Origin of the sequence: Prevotella sp. 20925_1_30, assembly GCF_041433025.1 — a bacterium.
In the GTDB taxonomy this organism is placed as follows: domain Bacteria; phylum Bacteroidota; class Bacteroidia; order Bacteroidales; family Bacteroidaceae; genus Prevotella; species Prevotella vespertina.
This window is the reverse complement of the sequence record NZ_JAPWAR010000007.1, coordinates 91,485-115,208: the sequence shown is the minus strand read 5'-3', so window position 1 is coordinate 115,208 and position 23,724 is coordinate 91,485. Positions and strand designations below refer to the sequence as shown.

General features: G+C 44.2%; 21 protein-coding genes and 1 pseudogene. 10 read left to right on the top strand and 12 right to left on the bottom strand.

Features of this window, described 5'->3' with window-relative positions; all coding sequences use genetic code 11:
- Nucleotides 1–7: 7 nt before the first annotated feature.
- Genes O3603_RS04905 through O3603_RS04885 form a run of 5 tightly spaced genes read right to left on the bottom strand, consistent with a single transcriptional unit; the run spans nucleotide 8 to nucleotide 3,357 of the window.
- Nucleotides 8–535 (bottom strand): GNAT family N-acetyltransferase, encoded by a 528-nt coding sequence (locus O3603_RS04905; protein ID WP_288953980.1) that lies wholly within the window; start codon nucleotides 533–535, stop codon nucleotides 8–10.
- A 4-nt stretch (nucleotides 536–539) separates the two neighbouring features.
- Nucleotides 540–1,739: a glycosyltransferase family 2 protein gene (locus O3603_RS04900; protein WP_371521144.1), complete on the bottom strand. Its 1,200-nt coding sequence runs from the start codon at nucleotides 1,737–1,739 to the stop codon at nucleotides 540–542.
- Entirely contained in the window at nucleotides 1,740–2,192 is a 453-nt protein-coding gene (locus O3603_RS04895) for a hypothetical protein (RefSeq protein ID WP_371521141.1), read from the bottom strand.
- A 33-nt stretch (nucleotides 2,193–2,225) separates the two neighbouring features.
- On the bottom strand, nucleotides 2,226–2,834 hold the full coding sequence (recR, locus tag O3603_RS04890; RefSeq protein WP_273541614.1) for a recombination mediator RecR: 609 nt from the start codon (nucleotides 2,832–2,834) through the stop codon (nucleotides 2,226–2,228).
- A gap of 28 nt (nucleotides 2,835–2,862) precedes the next feature.
- Nucleotides 2,863–3,357, bottom strand: coding sequence for a hypothetical protein (locus O3603_RS04885; RefSeq protein ID WP_371521138.1), 495 nt, complete (start codon nucleotides 3,355–3,357; stop codon nucleotides 2,863–2,865).
- Nucleotides 3,358–3,825: 468 nt separating this feature from the next.
- Here O3603_RS04885 and O3603_RS04880 point away from each other — a divergent pair, with 468 nt between their 5' ends.
- From O3603_RS04880 to O3603_RS04850, 7 genes are all read left to right on the top strand, one after another.
- Nucleotides 3,826–5,511 carry a glycoside hydrolase family 10 protein gene (locus tag O3603_RS04880; protein WP_371521135.1) on the top strand — a complete coding sequence of 562 codons (1,686 nt, stop codon included), beginning with the start codon at nucleotides 3,826–3,828 and terminating at the stop codon, nucleotides 5,509–5,511.
- 88 nt (nucleotides 5,512–5,599) lie between these two features.
- Nucleotides 5,600–6,268: a DUF4230 domain-containing protein gene (locus tag O3603_RS04875; RefSeq protein ID WP_009435854.1), complete on the top strand. Its 669-nt coding sequence runs from the start codon at nucleotides 5,600–5,602 to the stop codon at nucleotides 6,266–6,268.
- On the top strand, nucleotides 6,269–6,976 hold the full coding sequence (locus O3603_RS04870; RefSeq protein WP_371521132.1) for a DUF4230 domain-containing protein: 708 nt from the start codon (nucleotides 6,269–6,271) through the stop codon (nucleotides 6,974–6,976).
- Nucleotides 6,977–7,167: 191 nt separating this feature from the next.
- A complete protein-coding gene (locus O3603_RS04865) occupies nucleotides 7,168–7,749 on the top strand; it encodes a DUF417 family protein (protein WP_009435953.1) in 582 nt (193 codons plus the stop codon).
- Between the two features lie 672 nt (nucleotides 7,750–8,421).
- Nucleotides 8,422–9,423, top strand: coding sequence for a 2-hydroxyacid dehydrogenase (locus O3603_RS04860; protein ID WP_371521129.1), 1,002 nt, complete (start codon nucleotides 8,422–8,424; stop codon nucleotides 9,421–9,423).
- A 298-nt stretch (nucleotides 9,424–9,721) separates the two neighbouring features.
- The gene (locus O3603_RS04855) at nucleotides 9,722–10,300 is read left to right on the top strand and encodes a porin family protein (protein ID WP_371521126.1); all 579 of its coding nucleotides are present in this window, start codon (nucleotides 9,722–9,724) and stop codon (nucleotides 10,298–10,300) included.
- A 279-nt stretch (nucleotides 10,301–10,579) separates the two neighbouring features.
- Nucleotides 10,580–11,935, top strand: coding sequence for an MATE family efflux transporter (locus O3603_RS04850; RefSeq protein WP_371521123.1), 1,356 nt, complete (start codon nucleotides 10,580–10,582; stop codon nucleotides 11,933–11,935).
- A 604-nt stretch (nucleotides 11,936–12,539) separates the two neighbouring features.
- On the opposite strand, the gene ccsA is transcribed toward O3603_RS04850, so the two are convergent.
- The 4 genes from ccsA to nrfH form a co-directional block, all read right to left on the bottom strand.
- The gene (gene ccsA, locus O3603_RS04845; protein WP_371521120.1) at nucleotides 12,540–13,328 is read right to left on the bottom strand and encodes a cytochrome c biogenesis protein CcsA; all 789 of its coding nucleotides are present in this window, start codon (nucleotides 13,326–13,328) and stop codon (nucleotides 12,540–12,542) included.
- Nucleotides 13,325–14,638 (bottom strand): cytochrome c biogenesis protein ResB, encoded by a 1,314-nt coding sequence (locus O3603_RS04840; protein ID WP_371521117.1) that lies wholly within the window; start codon nucleotides 14,636–14,638, stop codon nucleotides 13,325–13,327. Before O3603_RS04840 ends, ccsA begins: the two co-directional genes overlap by 4 nt.
- Before the next feature lie 213 nt (nucleotides 14,639–14,851).
- Nucleotides 14,852–16,348 carry an ammonia-forming cytochrome c nitrite reductase gene (gene nrfA / locus O3603_RS04835; protein ID WP_371521115.1) on the bottom strand — a complete coding sequence of 499 codons (1,497 nt, stop codon included), beginning with the start codon at nucleotides 16,346–16,348 and terminating at the stop codon, nucleotides 14,852–14,854.
- 23 nt (nucleotides 16,349–16,371) lie between these two features.
- A complete protein-coding gene (nrfH, locus tag O3603_RS04830; protein WP_371521111.1) occupies nucleotides 16,372–17,001 on the bottom strand; it encodes a cytochrome c nitrite reductase small subunit in 630 nt (209 codons plus the stop codon).
- Between the two features lie 767 nt (nucleotides 17,002–17,768).
- Here nrfH and pncB point away from each other — a divergent pair.
- The gene (gene pncB, locus O3603_RS04825; protein ID WP_371521108.1) at nucleotides 17,769–18,974 is read left to right on the top strand and encodes a nicotinate phosphoribosyltransferase; all 1,206 of its coding nucleotides are present in this window, start codon (nucleotides 17,769–17,771) and stop codon (nucleotides 18,972–18,974) included.
- A 114-nt stretch (nucleotides 18,975–19,088) separates the two neighbouring features.
- The gene (locus O3603_RS04820) at nucleotides 19,089–19,373 is read left to right on the top strand and encodes a hypothetical protein (protein ID WP_004383742.1); all 285 of its coding nucleotides are present in this window, start codon (nucleotides 19,089–19,091) and stop codon (nucleotides 19,371–19,373) included.
- 55 nt (nucleotides 19,374–19,428) lie between these two features.
- On the opposite strand, the gene rplS is transcribed toward O3603_RS04820, so the two are convergent.
- The 3 genes and pseudogenes from rplS to O3603_RS04805 form a co-directional block, all read right to left on the bottom strand.
- Nucleotides 19,429–19,797: a 50S ribosomal protein L19 gene (gene rplS, locus O3603_RS04815; protein WP_009435837.1), complete on the bottom strand. Its 369-nt coding sequence runs from the start codon at nucleotides 19,795–19,797 to the stop codon at nucleotides 19,429–19,431.
- 163 nt (nucleotides 19,798–19,960) lie between these two features.
- Nucleotides 19,961–20,095: pseudogene (locus O3603_RS04810) on the bottom strand (phosphatase PAP2 family protein); the annotation flags it as partial.
- A gap of 405 nt (nucleotides 20,096–20,500) precedes the next feature.
- Entirely contained in the window at nucleotides 20,501–22,636 is a 2,136-nt protein-coding gene (locus O3603_RS04805; protein ID WP_371521104.1) for a TonB-dependent receptor, read from the bottom strand.
- Between the two features lie 318 nt (nucleotides 22,637–22,954).
- Between O3603_RS04805 and O3603_RS04800 the strand changes: the two genes are divergently transcribed.
- Nucleotides 22,955–23,719, top strand: coding sequence for a 5'-nucleotidase C-terminal domain-containing protein (locus O3603_RS04800; RefSeq protein WP_009435794.1), 765 nt, complete (start codon nucleotides 22,955–22,957; stop codon nucleotides 23,717–23,719).
- Nucleotides 23,720–23,724 lie beyond the last annotated feature (5 nt).

The window sequence follows — 23,724 nt, the reverse complement described above, 5'->3', positions numbered from 1 at the left end:
ATTTTATTTACGCTTTTTCGATAAAAAGTTGCATTACTAGTGCATCTTGATAAGAGCCTTCGCTACAAAGCCATTGTTGCAGACGTGCACCAGAGCTAAAGCCTAATGAGGTGAGACAATGGCGTGAGTTCGTGTTGTCAACAGCCACAACTGCGTATATCTGATTGAGATGTAAGACGTTACGAGCGTACTGAATGAGTTTAAGAATTGCTGCTTTGGCATAGCCCTGACGCCTGTATTGCTCCATGATGATGATTCCTAATTCTGCACGTTGGTGCTTGGCATCGAAGTTAACGAGGTCGATGACACCCACCACAATGCCCCCTTCGTTCTCAATCATCATGCGTATCTGCCCGTCAATATAGATGTCGTTCTTCGCATCCGCTATGTAGTTATGCAGTGCGTAACGGCTATAAGGAACATTCGTAGAGCCGATGTTCCATAATTGGCGGTCGTTCTCAATGCGATAAAGGGCGTCCAGATCCTCTGGTTCCATGGCTCGCAAGGTAACAGTGGGTGCGTTGCTTGTTTGCATCTTATCAACCAATTATTTCTTTAGAAGTGATGATTTTGTCTATAGAATGATGATAGAATCCCATGTGAATGAGCGTCACTGGGCGTGCTTCAAAGACTTCTAATATGTCACGATAGGCAAAGAGTGCATTGTCATAGACGATGTAGAGCGTTTCTTTCCGCCCCTCCCATTCGTCTAAGAGTGCGTTATGAATCATTCGTAAGCTATCTTTGTTCACCTTACGAGATGTTGCTATCAATCCGTTATCGGCTGCTATTTGTTGGCAACGAGCCGTCATCTCCTCTCCACCAACAAATATATAATGTGGCGAATGGTGCCTTTTTCGACTTCGGAAGCCCAACATCTTACTAATAGCATGGTGTGTTGTCCCCACAAGTGAGAGCAGTGCTCGGGCATAAATAGCCGTTTTGATGGGTATCGTCAGCAATCGACTTGCTCCGCCATAATGCTTTTGAAAGAAGATCAACATGGCATTGTAGAACACATGTACGTATCGGTAGCTCGACTTCTGAGTGCTTTCTCCCTTGTAATGGAGTATCTGCACGGGCAAATACCAGCTCTCGTAGCCTGCTTGTAAGAGTCGGTAACTAAGGTCAACATCCTCTCCATACATGAAGAAGTCCTCATCCAGCAATCCAATCTGGCGCAATGCTGAGTGCCGAAGGAAGCAGTATGCCCCACTAATGACCTCTATCTGTCCTGGAACATCCCATGACAAATCACCCATATAATAGTGTGCAAAGTCCTTGTGAGTGGGGAAGTGCTTGCAAAGACCAACCATCTTATAGAAGGCGACACGTGGAGTTGGCAGTCCACGACGGCTCTCCAAGGCTCTAACTCCTGTGTCCGTCAGCATCATCACGCCCAATCCTCCCGCCTTCTCATGCCCTTCCATGAAGGCAAGTGACGATCGGATCGCCTGTTCCCCCACGACAGTGTCGGGGTTAAGCAATAGTACATATTCCCCTTTGCATTGCTTGATAGCGATGTTATTTGCCTTTGCGAAACCTTGATTATGCCCACTTGTAATGAAGTGAACGGCTGGGAATCGAGGCTTGAGATAGTCTACTGACCCATCAGAAGAGTGATTATCCACAACGAGCACTTCGCCTTCAATGCCCTCCAAAGCCCTTTCCACGCTCATAAGACATTGTTCGAGATAGTACTTAACATTGTAGTTTACGATGATAACACTAATCTTCATCTATTCATCCGTTGGGTTATCCAAGTGACATTCATGCTCACATCGCTTCTTACTAGGATAGATGAAGACGAGACTAAGGGCTAGAATGATAGCGAGATAGAAGTAACTAACGACCTCACCAGTAGCGTAATACAGGAAGATGTTGGCAACCATTGGCACACAGAGGAGCATCATGCGCACCGTTCCCCACTTTAGTAAAGCCCTGTTCACATGGCTTTCATCAGTGTTCAAAGCGTCCCTTATCGATCCAATCTTGAATAAGAATAGAGCCAAGGGAATGGCTGCTAAGGTGGTTAACTGCATAATGAATTGCAGCATAACAAGTACGTGGTTCTCTGCACCTACCCACATTCCGGGTAAGAGCCATTGGCATTCATAGACAATGATAATGATGAATGCCAACGCACATGACGCTATTAACTCCGTCAAAAGGGTTTTTCTTGTTTCAGTCATTGTTAATTAGTAAGGCTCTTGAGAGCGATGATATTAAGATTGGAAAGGCGTTCTGTTGAGGATACTTCGCCCCAGAGTGACCTCATCGGTGTACTCCAGTTCGTCGCCAACAGATATTCCGCGTGCTATAATCGACAGCTTCACATCCTTGTCCTTGAGCTTCCGTGAGATATAGAAGTTGGTTGTGTCGCCCTCCATCGTGCTTGCCAAGGCAAGGATCACCTCCTTTACTCCCCCTTCATCTATGCGTTCCACGAGTGAATCAATCGATAGATCGTGAGGTCCGATACCATCCATTGGAGAGATGATACCGCCTAGAACGTGGTAAAGACCATGATATTGTTGTGTGTTCTCAATGGCCATTACGTCTTGAATATTCTCCACTACGCATACGACGGAGCCGTCTCTTCGGGGGTCAGAACAGATAGAACAGATGTCAGTATCCGATATATTGTGGCACACCTTACAATATTTTACATCATGCCTAACACGTGTTACCGCATCAGTAAAGCTGTCCACGTCTTCTAGGGGTTGGCGAAGTAGGTGCAAAACAAGGCGTAGGGCGGTTTTACGTCCTACTCCCGGCAACTGCGAAAAGCTCTCAACAGCACGTTCCAAGAGCTGTGATGAATATTGTTGCATTCGTGTTTTGTGTTGTTAAAGGGCTACCTTAATCATCGAAGAGATAGACACCAATACCCACCTTAAGCCCTACAGTAGAGTAATCAGAGCTTTTAAACGACTGGTCGTAATAGATAGCTGGCTCGATGGTTACCGACCTGTTGATGAAGAAGGCATACCCCACTTCCATGCCCGGCATTATGTCGTTATATCGGTGATTGGCGTGTAGAAACTTCACACCAGCACCAAGGTACAATCCATTCTGCGTGATGTAATAACGTCCACCAGCACCCACACTGATGTGATCAGCCACTGTCTTAGAGCCATTATGTACAGCATCAATGGAAGCCAATACCATTACGTTGTCCCAAGGGAAGTATCCCGCCTTAGCTTGAACACCCATGTTTAAACCGTCATGACTATTATAATGCAAGTCAAGCCCAGTCAGTGACGCACCCACATAGCCCTTTTCTTCTTGGAATTGAGCCGATGCACAGAGGCTAACTATCATTGCCGCAGCAAGCAGAAAACACTTTCTTATCATATTGATACAAGTTAAAATGAATATTAATGATTGATTGATTGCATGTAAGCTATACGTTAGCAAATCAAGACAAAGGTAAGGATAATATTTGGATTAAAGAAATCTTTGCTGTATCTTTGTGCTTTATTTGCATAAAGGAGGAGCCCACTCCCGTCCTATCTACAGCCTCACCCCCATCCCCTCTCCGAATGGAGAGGGGCGTAGATAGTACTATTTGCATAAGAGGAGAACATCGGTCGGGGTGTTACGAGGCTGTACCTCGTTAGCTGGAACTGCAGGAGTGCAAATGAAGAGGGCGTTTCTTTCATGCAAAGAAAGCCTCTCTTCGATGTGAAGAGACGCCCCCTTTAATGCGACGGAACGCCCTCTTTGAATGAAGGTGAGTTTCTCCAAGCTAGCTCCCGTTAGGTTCTCCCCTCCCTTCGGAGGGGTTGGGGGAGGCTTTATAACATTCTTAATTCATCATTTATGAGACATTTTTTCCTTATTATATTAGGCTTTTTAACGTTGCAAGCGCAGGCTCAGACGAACATTGCAGATTATCTCACTCTACCGCAACCAAAGCGTGAGACTCGTGCAGTATGGCTCACTACACTATCCAATTTGGACTGGCCTAAGACTTACGCAACGTCGAAAGAGAATATAGAAAAGCAAAAGCAAGAGCTGAGAGACATACTCGATAGCTATCAAAAGGCGCATATCAACACCGTATTATTACAAGCGCGTGTGCGTGCAGCGACCATTTATCCATCCGAGATAGAGCCTTGGGACCATTGTATCACTGGTGTGGAAGGGCGTGCGCCGGGCTTCGGTTATGACCCATTAGCCTTTGCCATTGATGAATGTCACCGTCGTGGTATGGAGATTCATGCGTGGATTGCCACCATTCCAGTGGGTATGAAGACTACTCTAGGCTGTCGGACCATTATGAAAAGGGGCTTCCGTGTGCGGAGCTATGCCACTGGTTCGTATCTAGACCCAGCCGACCCAGCCGTGCCGGGATACCTTGCTCGCATCTGCGGAGAGATTACGAGGAAGTATGACATTGATGGTATCAACCTCGATTACATACGTTATCCTGATGGATGGCCGCTCCCTTCGTATCGAAATGGCGATACCCCTGAGGCGAGAAGGGCGCATATAACAGCGATTGTGCGGGCTATTCACGATGAAGTGAAGGCTATCAAACCATGGGTGAAGATGTCATGTTCGCCCATCGGAAAGTACTCTGACTTGAGTAGATACAGCTCAAAGAACTTCAATGCACGCGATCGTGTGGCACAAGAAGCGCAAGAGTGGCTACGAGAAGGTCTAATGGATCAACTCTATCCTATGCAGTATTTCCGTGGCGAAAACTACTATCCTTTCATCGCAGATTGGGTGGAGAACCGATATAGCAGGGACGTTGTTACGGGCTTGGGAACGTACTTCCTTGACCCACGACAGGGCAACTGGCGATTGTCGGACATGACTCGTCAGATGTACGTCAGTCGTTCCTTGGGTATGGGACACGCTCATTTCCGTTCTTACTTCCTCACTTCTAACCAACAAGGAATCTATGATTTTGAATGTAGATTCAACTCTTCTCTTGCCTTGCCACCCGTCACGAAGGGGGGACGTGCCGTCTCGGTTCCAACGACAGAGTCGATGTCGCCACTCGTAGAATATGCTTCCGACCGAGGGATGACAATGCGTTGGAAGGGCAATGCACCTTATTATAATATATATGCCAGTAGGTCTTATCCTGTCGACATAAGCAATGCACGTAACCTTTTATACGCCCGTTATGCAGGTACACAGTTGCACTTCTCATCCGTAAACGAGGGTCTTTACTTTGCCGTGACAGCGATGGACAGATATGGAAACGAGAGTCCCGCATTGCAGGAACTGGCACCACTTTCAAGTAAGAAAACAACCGCTTTGCTTGCTAATGACGGACAATCATTAGCCTTACCAGCGATGGTGAAGGAGGCAGACATCGTGGAGTATGACATCAAAAGTATGCAGGGAACAAGTCTTCGCACCATCACAAACGTAACAAATAGGCAATCCGCCCTTAATATCTCAAGCCTTTCTCCTGGCATTTACCAGCTTACGGGGCGCACAAAGAAGCATAAGGAGTATAGCATTGGTGCGTTTGTTATAAAGCGATAGAGGCTCTAACGATGATGTATGAATTATGTTTTGCATTGTAAGATATAACACTTTTTTTGTATCTTTGTGCCGTTTAACAACTAAGAAGATGAAGAGAATAATCCCTATAATCGTCTTACTGGCTATCACCCTAGGGGCTTGTAAGAACAAGAACACCGATGCCGACGCAACCAATAAGGCGCTCGATACGATTCCAATGTTGGTCACGCAGGTGCAAGAGTGTTCCCGTCTCTATACGACGGAATACCATATTCATAAGATCATCACGCACGATGACGAGATGAAAGTGTCTGGTTCGTTTATGAAGAAAGACTTCAGTGTGAACCTTCCGTTGGGTGAGAGGCGCATAGCAATCCCTATGACAGCAACGATAAAGGCGTATATCGACCTCTCATCGTTCGATGCGAAGAACATTCAACGCAGTGGGAAACAACTCATTATCACCCTTCCTGACCCTAAGATTGTGCTTACCTCGACAAAAATAGACCATCAGGAGGTCAAGAAATACGTAGCTTTAACACGGCAAAACTTCACTGATGCCGAGCTAACTAACTATGAGGAGCAAGGGAGGAAACAGATTCTTAATGCCATACCACAGATGGGGATCATAGAAGAAGCACGTAAGAGTGCAGCGCGCCAGTTGGTTCCTATCTTCACACAACTTGGTTATAAGGATGCCGATGTGACGATTTCTTTCCGCAAGAAGTTTACCATCAATGATATACGTAACTTTATTGAAACAAGCAAGGAGGGCTAAATGATGGAAGAGAAAACGCCTACGAACAAGTTACAGAAGGTTCATCAGAACGAAACGAAAGGGCAGACTATCGCTGGATTCCTACCTAAAAGCTGGAAAGCAATGGGCTGTTTGTTACTCCCCCTAGCACTCATTGTGATTCTCATCGGTGCTTTCTCATGGTTGAATGGGTCCAATGAGATAGGGATAAGCACTGACAATAAGATAGACATCACGCCTACTCGCATACAAGAGATACAAGACATCGGGCAGTGGGAGTTCCTTGCTATCAATGATGAGGAGCTGATTGACACGATTAATCATGGTTTCTTCTCTGACGACGAACTAGTGAGAATCTATTACGGAACGATTCGCATGGGGATAGACCTGCACCACGCAGAACCTCAATGGCTGCAAGTTGAGGATGACAGTGTCGTAGTTGCCAAGCTACCACCTATCGAACTCTTGGATAGGAACTTCATTGATGAGGCGCACACACGCTCGTTTTTCGAGAAAGGAGATTGGTCCTCAGCTGACCGCGAAGCCCTTTATCGCCGTGCATATAACAAGATGATCGCACGTTGTTTGACGCCTGCTAACATCAAGATAGCCGAAGAGAACGCACGGAGACAGTTCACTCAATTCCTGAAAGCAATGGGTTATAAGAATGTGAAAGTGACGCTGTCAGCTCCACAAAGTCCGAAGAATTTAATGCAAAAAGAGGGATAAGAATTAACGTCCTCCTACCCACTTCTTTTCCACTTCATGGTTCGTTAGCCCCCTTTTAGCGCCTGATTATATACCATGAAGTGGGTATTTTTTGTAATAAATACAACTTTTTGCCTTTTAATTAAGTAAAAGTATATATCTTTGTAGGCGTTAAAAGAATATTAATCAATTAATTAAAAGGATAAGAATCTATGAATAAGATCACAGCACTGGTGCATACAGTACTTGAGATTGCGGCCTCAATTAAGGGCGTGGGTATCAACTTTATACGTATCGCAATATTTATTATCTTCGTTTGGATTGGGGGCTTGAAGTTCTGGAACTATGAGGCAGAAGGCATTGTACCATTCGTTGCTAACAGTCCGTTTATGAGCTTCTTTTACACAAAGAATGCGCCTGAATACAAGGATTACAAGCTAAAGGAAGGTGAGTTCGATAAGGTTAAACACGAGTGGCATGAGGCCAACAACACTTACACCTTCTCACATGGTCTAGGCATTGCGATTATGACTTTCGGTGTATTGACACTATTAGGTATATGGTTCCCAAAGGTAGGTTTCGTTGGTACGGGGCTTGTCATCTTAATGACCTTAGGCACTTTGTCCTTCCTTGTCACTACACCCGAAGCATGGGTTCCCGACCTTGGTAGTGGCGAACATGGGTTCCCGTTATTAACCGGAGCAGGGCGATTAGTTATCAAGGATGTCTGTATATTGGCATCAGCGATAGTAGTCTTGTCCGATTGTGCACGTCGTATTTTGAAACGTAAGTAATCATATACAACACATTTTTACTAGAGTAATTAAATAGCAATGAAGGGTGTGTCAGATGCTTCAACAGCATATTTGACACCCCTTCTTATTTATATCTACCCTTGTACTTGAGCCGTTGTCAATAGGCAGTTGAGGTGCTCTTTTCCAACAGCTTTGTACCCTATGCGTAGGAAGAGAGGCCTCACCCCCAGCCCCTCTCCGAATGGGAAAGCCTCCCCCAACCCCTCCGAAGGGAGGGGAGAGCCTAACGGGAGCTAGCTTGGAGAGACTTACCTTCATTCAAAGAGGGCGTCCCTTCGCATTAAAGAAGGCGTTTCCTTGAGGCAAGGAAAGGCTCTTCTGTATGCAAGGAAACGCCCCCTTCAAATGGACGAGAGGCTCATGTCCCTCCTGTGACGGTGTGGAGTGGGAGAGATGTTAGCGTTATTGACAAAAGAAAGGACGCCAACCAGCGGGTCACTTGACCCATATCTATTAATTAAATGAATTATAGTTTGATACTTGCAAATATTACAATTTATGCGTAACTTTGCACTGTCTTAAAAGGAAAGACAAGGTAACTAAAAGGGATAAAACCTACCTGAGACATTGAAAGAATTGATAAGAACTCCCTAAGACAATGGTCTTAAGGATTTATTTAAACACTCATAACAATTTAAATATTTAGGATACATGGCATTAAGAATCGCTTTCTTCGACGCAAAGTCGTATGACATTGAGTCGTTCAACGCAGTTAACAAGGATTATAACTTCGATATTCGCTACTATCAGGAACGCCTGAGTATTAGCACAGTGCCCCTCGCTAAGGGTGCAGATGTCGTTTGTATCTTTGTGAATGCAGAGTGTGATGCACAGGTGATAGACGAGTTGATCAACAACGGAGTCAAGTTAATTGCATTGCGATGTGCGGGCTTTAACAACGTAGACCTTAAAGCGGCTGAGGGTCGAATAAGGGTTACACGCGTTCCAGCTTATTCACCTCATGCAGTGGCAGAGTACGCTGTTTCACTCATGCTCAGTCTAAATCGTAAGATCTACCGTGCCGTTAATCGCACCCGAGATGGTAACTTTACTCTGAACGGACTGTTGGGCTTTGACATGTATGGAAAGACCGCTGGTGTAATCGGAATGGGCCGAATTGCAAAGGAACTCATCAAGATCTTGCATGGTTTCGGTATGAATGTGATGGCTTACGACTTGTATCCTGACCACGAATTTGCTAAGCAGTACGATGTGAAGGTGGTAAGTCTTGACGAGTTATATGCCAATAGTGACATTATCTCTCTGCACTGTCCATTGACGTCAGACACGAAGTTCTTGATTAATCAGGATAGCATAGCTAAGATGAAGAAGGGCGTTATGATCATCAATACAGGTCGTGGAAAACTGATCAATACAGAGGATCTTATCGAGGGACTTCGTAGTAAGCAAGTAGGTTCAGCAGGCCTTGATGTATATGAAGAAGAGCGTGAGTACTTCTATGAAGACAAGAGTGATAAGATGATAGATGACGATGTTTTGGCGCGTTTGTTGATGGTTCCTAATGTCGTACTAACCTCTCATCAAGCCTTTTTCACTACTGAGGCTCTGCATAACATAGCCGTTTCTACACTCGATAGTGTGAAGGAGTTTGCCGAAGGAAAAGACTTAACTTGTGAGGTAAAGAACGCATAAAGCAATGTAACTATCCGTTATAAACAAGTTCAAAGCATATATACAATAAGGTGAGTGCTGGTTGATTGATCTCCAATACTCGCCTTTTTTTATGATAAATGTTATCCAAATACCTTCTTTAACACTTATTAATTGGAAATAATTTGCCGTTTTCTTTATAAAACATAACTTTGCCCACGCCAAGTGATAATAGGTTTGTTAAAACGAACGAATAGGTTATGACTTACAAAGGAGAGAATTAACAAGACAGTAAAAAGATTATAGATAACAATTAAACTCACATTAAATTCATTCGATTATGAAGAAGATTATGTTAGTAGCAGCCCTGATGTTATCATCAGTAGCTACATTCGCACAACACGCAGTAGGTTCTTTTAACATCCAGCCAAAGGTTGGTTTGAACATTGCAAACCTAACTGATTACAGCAAGTCAGACGCTCGTCTCGGTCTTGTAGCAGGTGCTGAAGGAGAGTATCAAGCAACTGACATCGTTTCAGTTAGTGCTGGTCTGCTTTATTCTATGCAAGGTGCTAAGGTGAATCAACCGCTTGTTACAGTTACACAAAAGCTTGATTACATCAACATTCCAATAACTGCTAATGTGTATGTTGTTAAGGGTCTTGCTGTGAAGTTGGGTGTTCAACCAGGTTTCAAAGTCGGTGATGTTGCTTCTGTTGATGCAGCACATGCACTCAATGTAGCCCTTCCTGGCAAGGCAAAGTCATTTGACCTTTCTATTCCAGTAGGCGTTTCTTATGAGTATAACAACTTCCAGTTGGATGCTCGTTACAACTGGGGTGTAACAAAGGTATACGAAGGTAGCAAGGTAAAGAACAGCGTATTCCAGATTACACTGGGCTATAAATTCGACTTGTAAACCATTCGTTACAGTTTAAATAGCAAAGAGGAAGCCTGAAGGTTTCCTCTTTTTTCGTCTTTATCTGCGCTTATCTAGTACGGAGCTAAGGTCACATAACAATAAAAAAGATAAATTCGTTACAAAAAGGAGGCGTTTCGTTCAAACACAGATGAGCATGAGTAAGAAAAGTTCTAATAGTTAATTAAAAGAGAGAAGATTATTATAAAAGACGTATAATAATACGCTTTAATTTCGTACCTTTGCATCATTAACAACAAAGAAACAGGATACATCATTATGTCATATCAGTTTTCAAGATACGAGACACACTATCGGAACCTTACTTATTTGGGTGTACCTATCATCATCGGACAGCTAGGAAACCTCATTCTAAACTTCGCTGACACCTTGATGATAGCCCATCATAGTACGGAGGAGTTGGCAGCTGCGGCATTTGTCAACAATATGTTTACGTTGGTAATCGTCTTTGCTATAGGCTTTACTTACGCTATTACTGCCCTTGTGGGTAACCTCTATGGGCAGGAGAAGACGCATCGTATTGGCGAACTCATGAAGAGTGCGGTGGCAGCAAACACCTGTATGGCAGTAATCTTATCGGTTATCATGGGTGTATTGTATATGAATCTAGGCAACTTAAAACAGCCTGAAGAACTCTTACCCCTTATGCGTCCTTACTTCATCATACAGCTCATCTCCCTTCCATTTGTTTGCTGGTTTAACACCTTCCGACAGTTCACTGACGGTATTACTGATACTCGTGTGGCTATGTGGATATTGGTAAGTGGCAACATAATGAATATATTTGGTAACTGGGTTCTCATCTATGGTCACCTGGGCATGGAAGAGATGGGACTGATAGGAGCAGGGCTTTCCACAATGATTTCCCGTATATTGATGGCACTTGTAATGATGGGTATCTTCTTCTTTAGTAAGAAGTATAAGGAATACAGAAAGGGCTGGCATCAAGGGCGAACAAACCGCAGAGACTTCCGACAAATCACTGTTCTCGGTTTCCCGTTGGCACTTCAAATGGGTATGGAAACAGCAGCTTTCAGTCTGTCGAGCCTAATGGTGGGTTGGTTCGGAACAACAGCTTTGGCAGCACACCAGGTCATGTTGACAATTTCCCAACTGGGTTATATGATATATTATGGGCTTGCTGCAGCAGTGGCAGTGCGCATTAGTAACTTCATGGGACAGCGTGATTACACAGCAGTAAAGCGCACGGCGACAGCAGGAATACACCTCGTTTTCTTCCTGGCAATGCTGACCTCTGTTCCAATCTTCATCTTCCGTCATAGCATGGGAGCACTGTTTACTGACAATACCGAGGTTATTTCGATGGTATCAATGACCATTGTCCCCTTCATGATATACCAATTTGGCGACGGAATGCAGTGTAATTATGCCAATGCCATGCGTGGTATCGCCGTAGTGAAACCGCTGATTTGGATTGCATTTATTGCTTTCTTCATCGTTTCATTGCCATTGGGTTACCTCTTCGGAGTGGTTATGAATTTCCAACTCTTGGGTATTTGGTATGCCTTCCCATTTGGTTTAACAACCGCAGGAATACTCTATTACGTTTATTATCAGAAGGGTTTGAAGCGTATAGAGGAGTCTGCAAAGTAAAAGAAAGGACTTTATTCCTGCCTTTCCATTATCTTTTCACAATAGAGATAGATAACAACAACACAGCACAAAGCCTCCCCCTATTGTCGCAACAGACGATAGGGGGAGATTGTATATACTGCTTTCTTCCCTTCAAAGCAAGTTGGATGATGAGTATAAACACTCTTGTTGAATCTTCTGCAGAACCTCCCCTAAAGTCTTGTTACCCCCCTTTAGATACTCCTTCTATCCTCCTTGAAAGGAGAGGGAGAGCCTCGCTTTCCTCCTCTCTCCGAAGGGCTAGGGGAGAAAACAGGGTTGATAGCTATTGAAGGGGGCGTCTCTTTGATGGCAAGAGAGCCTCTCTTTGACACAAGGAAACGCTCTTCTCCAAGCGAGAAGAGCGTTTCTTCGTTATGAAGAGAGCCTTTCTTCAATTTGACAAGACGCCCTCTTTATTTGCAAACAATGGTTTTCACTCCCCTCTCCATTCGGAGAGGGGGCGGGGGAGAGGCTTTCCTTTATCTGCAAACAATAGTATTCACTCCCCTCTCCATTCGGAGAGGGGACGGGGGTGAGGCTGTAGATGGACGGGGGAGAGGCTGACTAGGCTTATAGAAAAACCTTAATTCAAATTGTAAGTATGCACGCTTATCCCCTGCGCAGATGGTAGGTAGTTGATACCCCACCAACACATCTGTAACAAACAGAAGGCTATAATGAGGATGATAAGGGCTGGGCGCAGGTGATGAGGGCGATACTGGCGGTAATGAACATAAACGAGATAAGAGAACCAAGTGATAGCTGCCCATGTTTCCTTTGGGTCCCATGCCCAGTAATGACCCCATGCTTCCTTTGCCCAGAGTGCTCCCATGAGCATTCCAAGGGTCATGAAGGAGAGCCCAACATAGGTGAGATTATCCGTAATCTCCATCTCTTTCGTGGTATCTGTGCCTTTCTTGAAGAAGAGCAGATACACCGACATGACCACAGCTGCGCCTAAGAGGGCATAAGCCATCATGTAAACGATGACGTGAGGGGCAAACCATGGACTCTGCAAAGCAGGCATGAGCGTCTTTGAATGTATCTCTGGTTTGAAGAGATTGACGCACACGAAGACGGTTGCAAGGAGTGTTGAGAAGCTCAAAATCCACTTGTATTGCCATCGACTATACACTATCATGCCCGCTAAAGGGAGGAAGAAGCTATACCAAAGACGCGTTTCTCCCATCGTGCGGAGCGGTGGTCGCTCGAGAGTTACCCACATGATAAGGATGTAAGAGAAGAACACACAGAGTCCAAGACCTGTTGTTATGAAGGCTAGACTACGGCGATTACGCCACGAAGCCCATGCTCCGACTGCCCATAACAATACTGAGATGATTGCGAAAACGACGAAATAACTCCAGATCATAACTGATTCTCCTTCTTACGACTAGCCGTTAGGAACATTCCAACAGCACCTATTAATAACATGAAAATACCGACATACACCGCTGGTAACCATGGGTCGGTGACTAACTCAAAGATACTGAGATTACTCCACTTACCCATCTGCTCGTTGTAACTGAGCTGATAGATCGTCCATCCCTCAATGCTGAATGGCTTGTTAACCTCTATCTCTGTCTGGATATTCTGCCCACTCTTCGTATAGATGTCGACGAGAGATGCAAAACGACGAGGCTCTCGGTTAGGCATAGCCAACATTCGCCCGTCATCCAAACGTAGGGCTTGATAAGGGAAGAGATAGCTTCCGCAGGTTACCCAACCCGTGTAGCTATGATGCACACCCTTGTAGGGTGCATTGTTAGTAGTGACTTTCACCAATAGAGCACAAGCCGAACCAGCTGCATCCGAGGCTATATATCCATCCTTATTACGTGCTTGCCCGAGTGAATCCATTCGAATATTTCCCATCATTCCAGTGGGCATCTTACCTATCATCTTGCTCAACATAGCAGGGACAGCATTATCTATTCGCTTAAGAACCTCTACCTTGCAATCGAGCAACTGACCTACTCGCATACCTTTATCTAACAATAGATTCTCAGGCTTATCCTTAGGGAGTGGGAACCCACCACGCCCTATTAACGCTAGCTTGGGAGGGTATTCATCAATGGTGAACTTCTCTAGTTGAATGGCAACTGGTAGGTGATGCACATTGTCCATGGCGTCTAGACCACGCCATTCAGGCTGCCCTGTCTCACAATACATCTTCACTTTCTGCATATCAGCACTACCCAGTGTTGCACAGGTGAGCACTATGAACAATCCTGCATGGCTCACAAAAGATGGCAAACGACGCCATGAAAAATGGAAGATATGGTTCAGTGTGACCTCACCCACTATGATGGTTAACCAGAGATAGACGAGTACAAATGGCCAATAGTTCAGCATCTTCGTTAGTCCGATGGGGTCTACTGGGTTCCTCCCTTCGGCTACTTGCTTCGTAACACCCATGATCAACGTTAGCAAAGCAGCACCTGCTATGGCAGGAATAGCGGCTTGCATGGTGGTCATAAAGCGGAAGAAGTACACCTTCTTACGCAAGGCATAAACAACAACTAGGGCTATCAATAGGAAAAGGAGCGTCCCGATATTAGCTGGCCAAGCAAAGATAGCCCACTCCAAAGGCCCCATTGTAAACTGTAATAACTGACCAGTTATAAGCAATCCAACGACGATTGCCGTCCCTTCTTTTAATGTATAAGGTTTATTCCACATTGTTATTTTAAGGAAAAGAAATGGTATCTTCAGTTGTAATCTTTGATATTATCCTCAATACTTGCACTGTTTCTGCTGCATTTCTCATGCTTTTTCAGATACAAGACTATCACTTGTTTCTATCACATTACTAGATCAATACCATAAAAATTAATAGTCGGTAGCAATGGAGTTAACCATTAGCTACCAACTATCTTTTACTACTTTGTTCGCTTACATCGGCTTAGTTATGAACCGTTTGTTCTTCTTTGCAGTCTCAATCCACTTCGGAACGATAGTGTCGAGGAACTGTTTTTTCTGACTGTTAAGCTTTGGCATATCTAGTCCTATATATGACTGAGCCTTTGCTTTAGTCGATATGTCAGGCAGAGGAATTTGTCCTGTAAAGCCATGACGAGCGACAACTCGTGCTATTTGTAGGCGTGCATCCTTAGCAAACTCCATAGCACTTGCGAGCAAACGCATTACTTCTTGAGGTGCATGGAAGGCTGCTCCATGACTCGCAACAGCATAGTCCCAACGCCACTGACCCTTACGTAAATCAGTCAAAACAGGCTGCATCTCTGCTTCTGTAGCACCCTTATCCCAGGCAAACTTAGCCTCGATATGTGCTGCAGCAAGCTCCTTCTCCACATGAGTACGGAAGTCATAAATCTTCTGTTGACGCTCATAAACATTCTGACGAAGCGTCTCTGCATCTTGACGATGGCATGTCTGACAGGTACGATCAATGTGAGCTAATGGACTCATAACGTGGTGGTCAGTGTATTTCACACCACCTTCAGAGATGTAAGGCATGTGACAATCAGCACAAGAAACGCCCCTCTGCCCGTGAATACCCTGTAAGAAAAGCTCATAACCAGGGTGTTGTGCCTTCAAGATCTTCGCCTTTGAGAGTGGATTAATGTAGTCATAGAAGCCTATACTATCGTAATATTCTTCTGCTGCCTCACACGTCATACCCTTCTCCTGAGGGAAGTGTAGATAGTTACCATTGTCCTTTTCGAAGTAATACTCTGTGTGGCACTGTGCGCAGACCAGGCTACGCATCTCTTGATGTGTGGCTTTTCTCACGTCTTTACCAACGCGAGCCCACGCCTCATAGAGTGCTGGACGAGCTGGACGAAGCTCCATCGTCCGTGCATCATGGCAGTCAGAGCAACCGACGGTGTTCATGACCTCTGGTCCCCAATTGCTCCACTTGGCAGCATAGAATTTGTCTGTTCCCTTCTCTCTCATCAACCTTGGCACATCAGGACCTTTACATGTCCAGCACGTACCAGGCTGTATATCGTCTTGACCATCCACACCTGGACTACCAGTACGCATTATTTTACGTAAGTCTTCAACGCAATGGCGGTGTCCACGAGGGGTGTTATATCCACGTGAAAAAGAATATCCTGCCCACAAGATAACCATTTCTGGTCGTTGTCCTAATACATCGACTTCCTGTGAAGAGTTATACTTACTAACGAAACTGGTATCTTCCGTCATCGCCCAAGTCTCGTATTCACGGGGGAAGTCTTCGGCAAACTTCTCGTTTTGAGCTACGATAGAGTCAGTCATCTGGGTACGTCGATTATTAAACACACTTGCTATCTCCGCCCTTCGTTCTAACATGGACGAGCATAGCAAACCTAAGAAGAACACGATGACCATCGCTCCTCCGAAGAGCAACCAGCCCTGCCATTTCTTTAATGTCTTTGCCATAATTATAGGGTTTAGTAGTTATTTTATTTCTTTCCTAACACTTTCTGGAGCCAATCAGGGACTGGAGAAGGAGGCATGGGTTCTACAAACTCTGCCCCAGGAGTACTCGACAAGGAGTTCTTTCTCATGTGGGCTACATCGCGATGGCAATCCCAGCAAGCCTTGCCCTCGCCTCGTTTTGCTTCCATATAGTCGATACGCCCCGTCTTCACAAACTCTTGATTCAGCTGCTTATGACACCTTATACAATTATCCATGATGACCTCTGCCGATGTATCCTCTGCTTCGATAGCCTGCGATTCACTATGTGTTACGAAATAAGCAACATGCTTCATACCATCCATTCCTTTGAATGCGTAATGGGAAGCAATATTGTTATTAGGCACGTGACAATCGTTACATGTGGTATTGCGGGCATGTGCTGAATGTGACCACGTTGCATAGTAAGGCGACATGATGTGGCAGTTTATACATGCAGCAGGGTCATCTCCTATTATATATGTATGCATACGAAGGAGGTAAAAGAACAGCCCTGTCAGTCCAACAATAACACCGCAAAGCATTACCAACGACGCTTTCTGACGATAGGACAGCCTCTCCAGAAAGTTAAACCATTTAGTCTTTAGCTTGTTTAGAGTTGTTTTTAGGTTCATACGTATCACATAATGTTTCGTTTGCAAATATAAATAGTAATTTTCAAAGCACTTGTAAAAAAACAAGAAAATATCATTATAAATGATGAGAAAGTTTTATTTACGCTGCAGATCGGCTTGAATACGCCTATTCTCAGGGCTATTATTCGTACCAATCACGTGTTATTACTGATGGAACTGACGAATATATGTATAAATCACAACGATTAATTCATCTCATTAACATCCTCTTTTGCGTTCGTGATGTCAATTAATAAGAAGAAAGAAGTGCCTCGCCGTGATATTAAGGGGAACACTGCTCACTACAAAAGAGTGCTTTCGGCGACACAAATGAAAAACTTTTCTCAATTCAAGAAAGGCTTACTCCATCGGAAGGAAAGCCTCTCTTCCCTACAAGGAGAGGCTCTCGTGGATGTGAGGGAACGCCTTTCTCGATTGGAGAAGGGCGTTCCTTCGTTTTTGCTCTGTTGTACTTTGTTTACGAGGTGGTGGTTTGTTACACACAGGGGAACAAGCGGTGGAGGACTCAAATAGTCTGTTCTAAGGATTGATGGAGGCTGAATGGTGGTGCTGGCGTGTAATAGTTTCTGTTGTTAGGGGGCTATTTATTTTCACTTTTCTATGGTAGATGGGGTAAGAAGGGACTTTTATTAGACTTCGGATGAGGCTCTCTTTTGAGTTGCCGGATATGTTATTTCTATGAAAAGACTTTGTTCTTCCTCTTCTTTTTTATACTTTTGACGGCAGAAAAAAACGTACAATAACAAATGAGACAAATTATTAATCATTTCACTGACGATGACCTTTACAAGCTGACAATGTGCTGTGCTGTCATCGATAACTTCCCTCGTGCGCATGTTTGTTACCAGTTTGTTGATCGTGATGATACGGTTTATCCCGATGGATTTGCGCATGAGGTGGAACATCAGATAAAGTTATTAGAGTCGGTTATCATCACTCAAGAGGAGATAAACTTCCTACGTCGTAAGTGCAACTACTTGCCTGAATGGTTCTTTACTTATCTACGTGGTTTCCGCTTCTCAAGCGATTGGGTAAAGGTTTGGCAGAGCTCGGAAGGGCATTTACACATAGAGTTTGAAGGCTTATGGGCCGATACAATCTTGCTTGAAGTGAAGGTTCTTGCTATCATATCAGAGCTTTTCTACGTATTTAATGAGCAGGCAGAAGAGTTCGATTATCAGCTTCTTTACGATAAGACTTACCATAAGGCGGAACGTTTACTAGAGGCTGGTTGCGTATTTTCAGACTTTGGTACGCGTCGTCGTGCTAGTCTGAAAGCGGAAGAGATAGCCGTTCGTGCGATGAAAGACTGTTATGAAAGTAAGACGTGGAAGGGCAAGTTTGTGGGTACTAGTAATATACACCTTGCGATGAAGTATGACCTCGTGCCGGTGGGCACAATGGCGCATGAATTCATCTGTGCAATAGGTGGTATGTTTGGTCCACAGATGGCTAATTACATGGCAATGGAGGCTTGGCGCAAGACTTATAGGGGTGCTCTTGGCACTTACTTATATGATTCTTTCGGTTGGGATATCTTCTCTTACAACTTCTCGGAAGACTTTGCTAATCAATTCAAGGGGCTTCGCATTGATTCAGGTGACAATCATGAGCAGTTGGATAAGATTATTGCTAAGTACAAGTCTTTCGGCATTGACGCCCGTGACAAGCAGGTACTTTTCTCTAATGCACTCGATACTGATCGTGCGATAGAGTTACAACACTATGCAGAAGGAAAGGTAAAACCTTCATTTGGAATAGGCACTCACTTCACCAATGACTTCCCACATGTTAAGCCTATGAACATCGTTATTAAGCTCGTAGCAGTTAAGATAACAGAGTTGTGGCCATACTATAATGACACCTGCAAGATATCTGAAGATGAAGGTAAACACACGGGTAAACCAGAGGTTGTCAAGCGTTTCATGGAGGCTATACATTATAAGCAGTAAGTGGGAAGGAATACTCTTATCTACTATTAGTAACACAAAAAACTTATTGAATCTTACGCATTTACCTAATCTTTTATTACTTTTGCAGCATGTTAGTAATGCTTTCAATGAGAGATGAAAAAGAAGTTTAGAGCCATTATTGAGGATCTAGGGCATAAGACTCAAGTGCGTAAAGAACTAGTGGCAGATGTAGAGAAGTTGTCAAGCAGGCTTGCGGTCTACCATATCAATTTGGAGACTACATCACTGAAGAGGCTGATTGGTTATTTTAAAGGTAAAGAGAAACCATCCCAAAAGACGTTAGATAGGCTAGCACTCTTCGCTGGGTTCCAGAACTGGAAAGACCTAAGTAAGGCTTTGCATGGCGACAATGATGCTAAGTTGAACTATGAAGATTAAAAAAGTCCGATACCTTTTTGGTATCGGACTTTTATTTTCTTGGATTTCCAAGGGCTTACTTCTCAGTAGAAGCAACAACTGTTCTCTTCTCCTTGATACGTGCAGCCTTACCTGTAAGATTACGTAGGTAATAGAGTTTCGCACGGCGAACTTTACCACGCTTGTTCACCTCGATAGAATCGATATTAGGTGACTCGATTGGGAAAATACGCTCAACACCAACGGTGCCTGACATCTTACGAACAGTGAAACGCTTCTTCTCTCCATGGCCAGAAACCTTGATTACTACACCACGATAGAGCTGAATACGCTGCTTGTTACCCTCGACAATTTTGTAAGCGACAGTGATTGTGTCACCAGCCTTGAACTCTGGGAACTGCTTGCCGGTTGCAAATGCTTCCTCAGCAACTTTAATTAAATCCATTTCTTATTGATAAATTAAATATTGTTTGTCGTTCCAATGTAACATAGTTAGCGACTCTTCCACAACCAGCGGTTACACCGAAAAGCGGTGCAAAGTTACTGCTTTTCGTTGAAACAACAAAGTATTTGTATGCTTTTAATGCTTATTAGGGCAAGAATCAAGCTTATTTTGTAGCAAGAATCTTGGCTATTTCCTTCTTAGCCTTAGCCATTTGCTTCTGGAAGGCTTCGGATGAATGAACTGCAGCATAGCCTACACTCGCACATAGGCGACCTGCATCAACATCGCTCTGATAGTGATTCTGTCTTCTTTCTATGCGCTTCGCGTATTATTTCGATGCGTATTTCGTATTCACGCAATGCGTATGTTTTTATATTATCACACTTAGATAAAGTATTATCACGCTTAGATAAAGTTTTATCAGGACTTAGATAATTAATTATCACACTTAGATAATATTATTAGATACGTATATCAGCAATGCGAAATACGCTGAAAAGCAAAAGAGAAGTAGGCAAGAAAGAATGCAAGATATACTACATTCCGTCTTTCCTGCTTATAGTTTACGATGTGCGATAGGCTGTTTTGCCTTTTTGCGAGGCGTGTTGTGCATAAGAAAGGGGCAGATGCTGAACATCTACCCCTGCTTTATTATTTAGGAATCTCCCACCACGTGGGGACCTTCCTGTCGTCTTTTTGTGGCTTAATACTTAAACACTGCGGTGAGAGTTAACCTGCGTCCATCGGCGTGGGCATACTCTGCATTGCGTGCCATCATCATGGATGCTGGTGTGTAATAAGTGTAGTTTAGGAGATTGGTTACCGACAAACTCAAGTCGCAAACCTTCAAGTTTACACCTGCAGTGAGGTTTAGTAAGTTGATACGACTTACCTTTCCTTCTCCTTCGTTATATACTCCTGATGCGTTAGGAGCGAATCGGTCGCGCTTACCCGTGTGCATGTATTGCAGTTGAAGATAGGTGTTCTTGACTGGAGCATAGTTGACATACATTGCCAACTTAGCGGCTGGAATGGAGATATTCGACATGTATGTGTCCCACTTACCAGTAGCTGATTTGAGCTTACCTTCGAACCATGAGAGGTTAGCACCTGCCTTTAAGTTGCTGAGGATTTGCGCATCTGCACTCAACTCAACGCCATATACCTTCTGTGGAGTACGGTTGACTACCCAGAAACCATGGTCTATCTTGAGGTCACTTCCTAGCTTAGAATAGGTGTAGAAGAACGAGCCATTGAGTTGCAACCAATGGTTAATATCAGAGTAAGCACCAATCTCGTAGTTGTTAGTCTTTACTGGTTCTGTGGAGATCTTAGCGAGTACATCCGCCTTAGCAGCACGTAGTGTACGACCTAAATCGAAGATAGAAAAGCCTTGAGAGTAGGCTACGAAGGGTTGAAAAGCAGGGTATTTGTTATAAGAAACACCCACGTTAAAGGATAAGTTATTATACTTTAGCGTGCCACCCTTTACCTGCACCTGTGGGTCAGAGAGCTTATTACGCAGCACATCGTAGTCTGGTACCTTCACACTAATGTAGTCGTAACGTCCGCCGAGTTTGATGCTAAGGTGTTGCCAGAGCGTTGTCTTGATCTGAAGGAAGGGTGCATGGTTGTTACTGGTGAGCCATGGCATCCAATACCTGCCGTCTACTAAGGGTTGAGAAGTCTTATTGTAGAGGTAGTCGTAACCGTAGGCTAGATGTGCAAAGGCATTGTCTGAGAAGATAAGACGGCTGTTGAACTGAGCACGAACACCGAACTTACGATCCTTAACAGCCGACTGTCCGCTTGTTCCCTCCCATCTTGGTTGTGCTGGATTAGCCTTTCGGAAGTCGAAGATGGTGTATAAACTCGAGCCATAAACGGATGCTTCTAAGTCGGTATGTTTGAATATGTCCTTTGAAGTAAACTTGAGATACGCATTGTGGTTGTACCTTGTTCCCTCGTCAACTGCCTGTGGGTCCTTGTTACCAATTACACCTATTGAAGGGCTTTGGAGGTACTTTCCACCGAAAGGAATCAGTTTTGTGTCTTGCAAACTACGATAGAAATTATACATCAATTCGATTCTGTTCTTTGGAGATAGGCTGTAACCGAGATTGACAAGTGCGTTTGTTGTATAAGTATCACCGAGTCCGTAACGTGGAGAAATGAACTTCCCGTCACCATCAACGGCACTACCTGTACGCCCGAATGCGCCATTTACGAGGTAATCGAAGTTACCCAAACGGCCATAGATTTGCTGGTTGATGCGATAACCTTGCCCTTTGCTCTGGCGGAAGAAGTTGTAGGTTGACCCCGAGAGAGTCGTTGCGCCGGCAATAGCTCTATTAGTTGTATTCTTCTTCGTGATGATGTTTATCAATCCACCAATAGCCCCGTTACCATAGAGGGCAGTAGATCCTTTCACCACTTCTATATGGTCGATAGCAGCGATGTCAATGGTTCTTATGTCACGATCGGTTGAACGTAAAGGAGTTGATTGAGGGATTCCATCAATCAAGATGAGGGCACTTCGTCCGCGAAGTGATTGTGAGCGCGAGCTTGTGGTATTGCTTGATAGTGCCATACCAGGTGTGAGTAAGCCCAAAAGATGGGTGATGTCGGGTGCCGCCTTACTCATTTCTGCTATTTGCTTCTGGTCTATGATGGTAACAGTAGCAGCCGCATTCTGCTTTACTTCAGGCATACGTGTCGTACTAATCGTTACCTCTTTGAGTTGTAATGTTGAGTCTTCCATCTCTTGTGCATGCGCATTATAAGGCGTTGTAGCCATTGCGAGCATAGCAAGAGATAGGTAAATTGCTTCTTTCTTCATGTGAACACAATACGTTAAATGTTAATGTTTGAGTGCAAAAGTATAAATTATCTTTCAAGCACGCAATACCTAAAACTAGGTATAAAGGTGGGGGCAACGGCTGTTATCGTGCGCCTCTTCATGTGGTAGAGATCTATCTTTCATCATCCTACAAGCAGTGTATTCGATTTTTTTTCTTACTTTTGCATTATCTTTTTAGATGTTATCAGCATGCCATGTCACCTATATATATAAGGTAGGAAACATTGTTATCCAATCAAAGAGAAGGTGCTCTCTGGGCTGATGAATGTTTATGAGATTTATAAAATATCACTATATATGTATAAGAAAACAGTTTATCTATCTGGATTAACAGCATTGCTAGCGTTGACGGGCTGTGCGTCTCACTATGAGTTAGCCAGTATTCAGCGTACACGTGTGCTGGTGGATAGTAGGTATGACGCTGCTCCTGATGCCGACGCAGCAAAGTTTATGGAACCTTTCAAGCACAAGGTGGACTCGTTAATGGGACCTGTTGTGGGCGAAACAGACCATGAGATGGTGGCACACAGACCTGAAAGCGACCTATCCAACCTCTTGGCTGACATCATGGTGTGGGGTGCTCGCGATTATAATGAGCGTGTTGACTTTGGTGTTTATAACATGGGTGGCATTCGTGCAGCCCTCCCGAAGGGTAAAATCACCTATGGCGACGTCCTTGATATAGCTCCTTTTGAGAACAAGATATGCTTCGTGACCCTCACTGGAGAGAAGGTTTTAGAGTTGTTCCGTCAGATGGCTTATACTGGTGGAGAGGCTGTTAGCCATGGAGTAGAGCTTGTTTTCACACGCGACCACAAGTTGAAGTCGGCTCTTCTCAATGGTAAGGAGATTGACCCGAAGGCGTCTTATCGTATCGCAACACTCGATTATTTGGCACAAGGAAACGATAAGATGGAGGCATTCAAGTCGGCTACTAGCGTTGTATCTCCGCAAGAAACAAGCAATAACACACGCTTTATTATCATGAACTTCTTTAAGGAGCAAACCGCTAAAGGGCGCATTGTCAATGCTCAGAAAGAGGGTCGTATTCGTGTAGAATAACCATA

Coding starts and splice junctions, on each gene's coding strand:
- O3603_RS04905 (WP_288953980.1), bottom strand. CDS start 535: ATGCAAACAAGCAACGCACCCACTGTTACCTTGCGAGCCATGGAACCA.
- O3603_RS04900 (WP_371521144.1), bottom strand. CDS start 1,739: ATGAAGATTAGTGTTATCATCGTAAACTACAATGTTAAGTACTATCTC.
- O3603_RS04895 (WP_371521141.1), bottom strand. CDS start 2,192: ATGACTGAAACAAGAAAAACCCTTTTGACGGAGTTAATAGCGTCATGT.
- recR (WP_273541614.1), bottom strand. CDS start 2,834: ATGCAACAATATTCATCACAGCTCTTGGAACGTGCTGTTGAGAGCTTT.
- O3603_RS04885 (WP_371521138.1), bottom strand. CDS start 3,357: ATGATAAGAAAGTGTTTTCTGCTTGCTGCGGCAATGATAGTTAGCCTC.
- O3603_RS04880 (WP_371521135.1), top strand. CDS start 3,826: ATGAGACATTTTTTCCTTATTATATTAGGCTTTTTAACGTTGCAAGCG.
- O3603_RS04875 (WP_009435854.1), top strand. CDS start 5,600: ATGAAGAGAATAATCCCTATAATCGTCTTACTGGCTATCACCCTAGGG.
- O3603_RS04870 (WP_371521132.1), top strand. CDS start 6,269: ATGATGGAAGAGAAAACGCCTACGAACAAGTTACAGAAGGTTCATCAG.
- O3603_RS04865 (WP_009435953.1), top strand. CDS start 7,168: ATGAATAAGATCACAGCACTGGTGCATACAGTACTTGAGATTGCGGCC.
- O3603_RS04860 (WP_371521129.1), top strand. CDS start 8,422: ATGGCATTAAGAATCGCTTTCTTCGACGCAAAGTCGTATGACATTGAG.
- O3603_RS04855 (WP_371521126.1), top strand. CDS start 9,722: ATGAAGAAGATTATGTTAGTAGCAGCCCTGATGTTATCATCAGTAGCT.
- O3603_RS04850 (WP_371521123.1), top strand. CDS start 10,580: ATGTCATATCAGTTTTCAAGATACGAGACACACTATCGGAACCTTACT.
- ccsA (WP_371521120.1), bottom strand. CDS start 13,328: ATGATCTGGAGTTATTTCGTCGTTTTCGCAATCATCTCAGTATTGTTA.
- O3603_RS04840 (WP_371521117.1), bottom strand. CDS start 14,638: ATGTGGAATAAACCTTATACATTAAAAGAAGGGACGGCAATCGTCGTT.
- nrfA (WP_371521115.1), bottom strand. CDS start 16,348: ATGGCAAAGACATTAAAGAAATGGCAGGGCTGGTTGCTCTTCGGAGGA.
- nrfH (WP_371521111.1), bottom strand. CDS start 17,001: ATGAACCTAAAAACAACTCTAAACAAGCTAAAGACTAAATGGTTTAAC.
- pncB (WP_371521108.1), top strand. CDS start 17,769: ATGAGACAAATTATTAATCATTTCACTGACGATGACCTTTACAAGCTG.
- O3603_RS04820 (WP_004383742.1), top strand. CDS start 19,089: ATGAAAAAGAAGTTTAGAGCCATTATTGAGGATCTAGGGCATAAGACT.
- rplS (WP_009435837.1), bottom strand. CDS start 19,797: ATGGATTTAATTAAAGTTGCTGAGGAAGCATTTGCAACCGGCAAGCAG.
- O3603_RS04805 (WP_371521104.1), bottom strand. CDS start 22,636: ATGAAGAAAGAAGCAATTTACCTATCTCTTGCTATGCTCGCAATGGCT.
- O3603_RS04800 (WP_009435794.1), top strand. CDS start 22,955: ATGTATAAGAAAACAGTTTATCTATCTGGATTAACAGCATTGCTAGCG.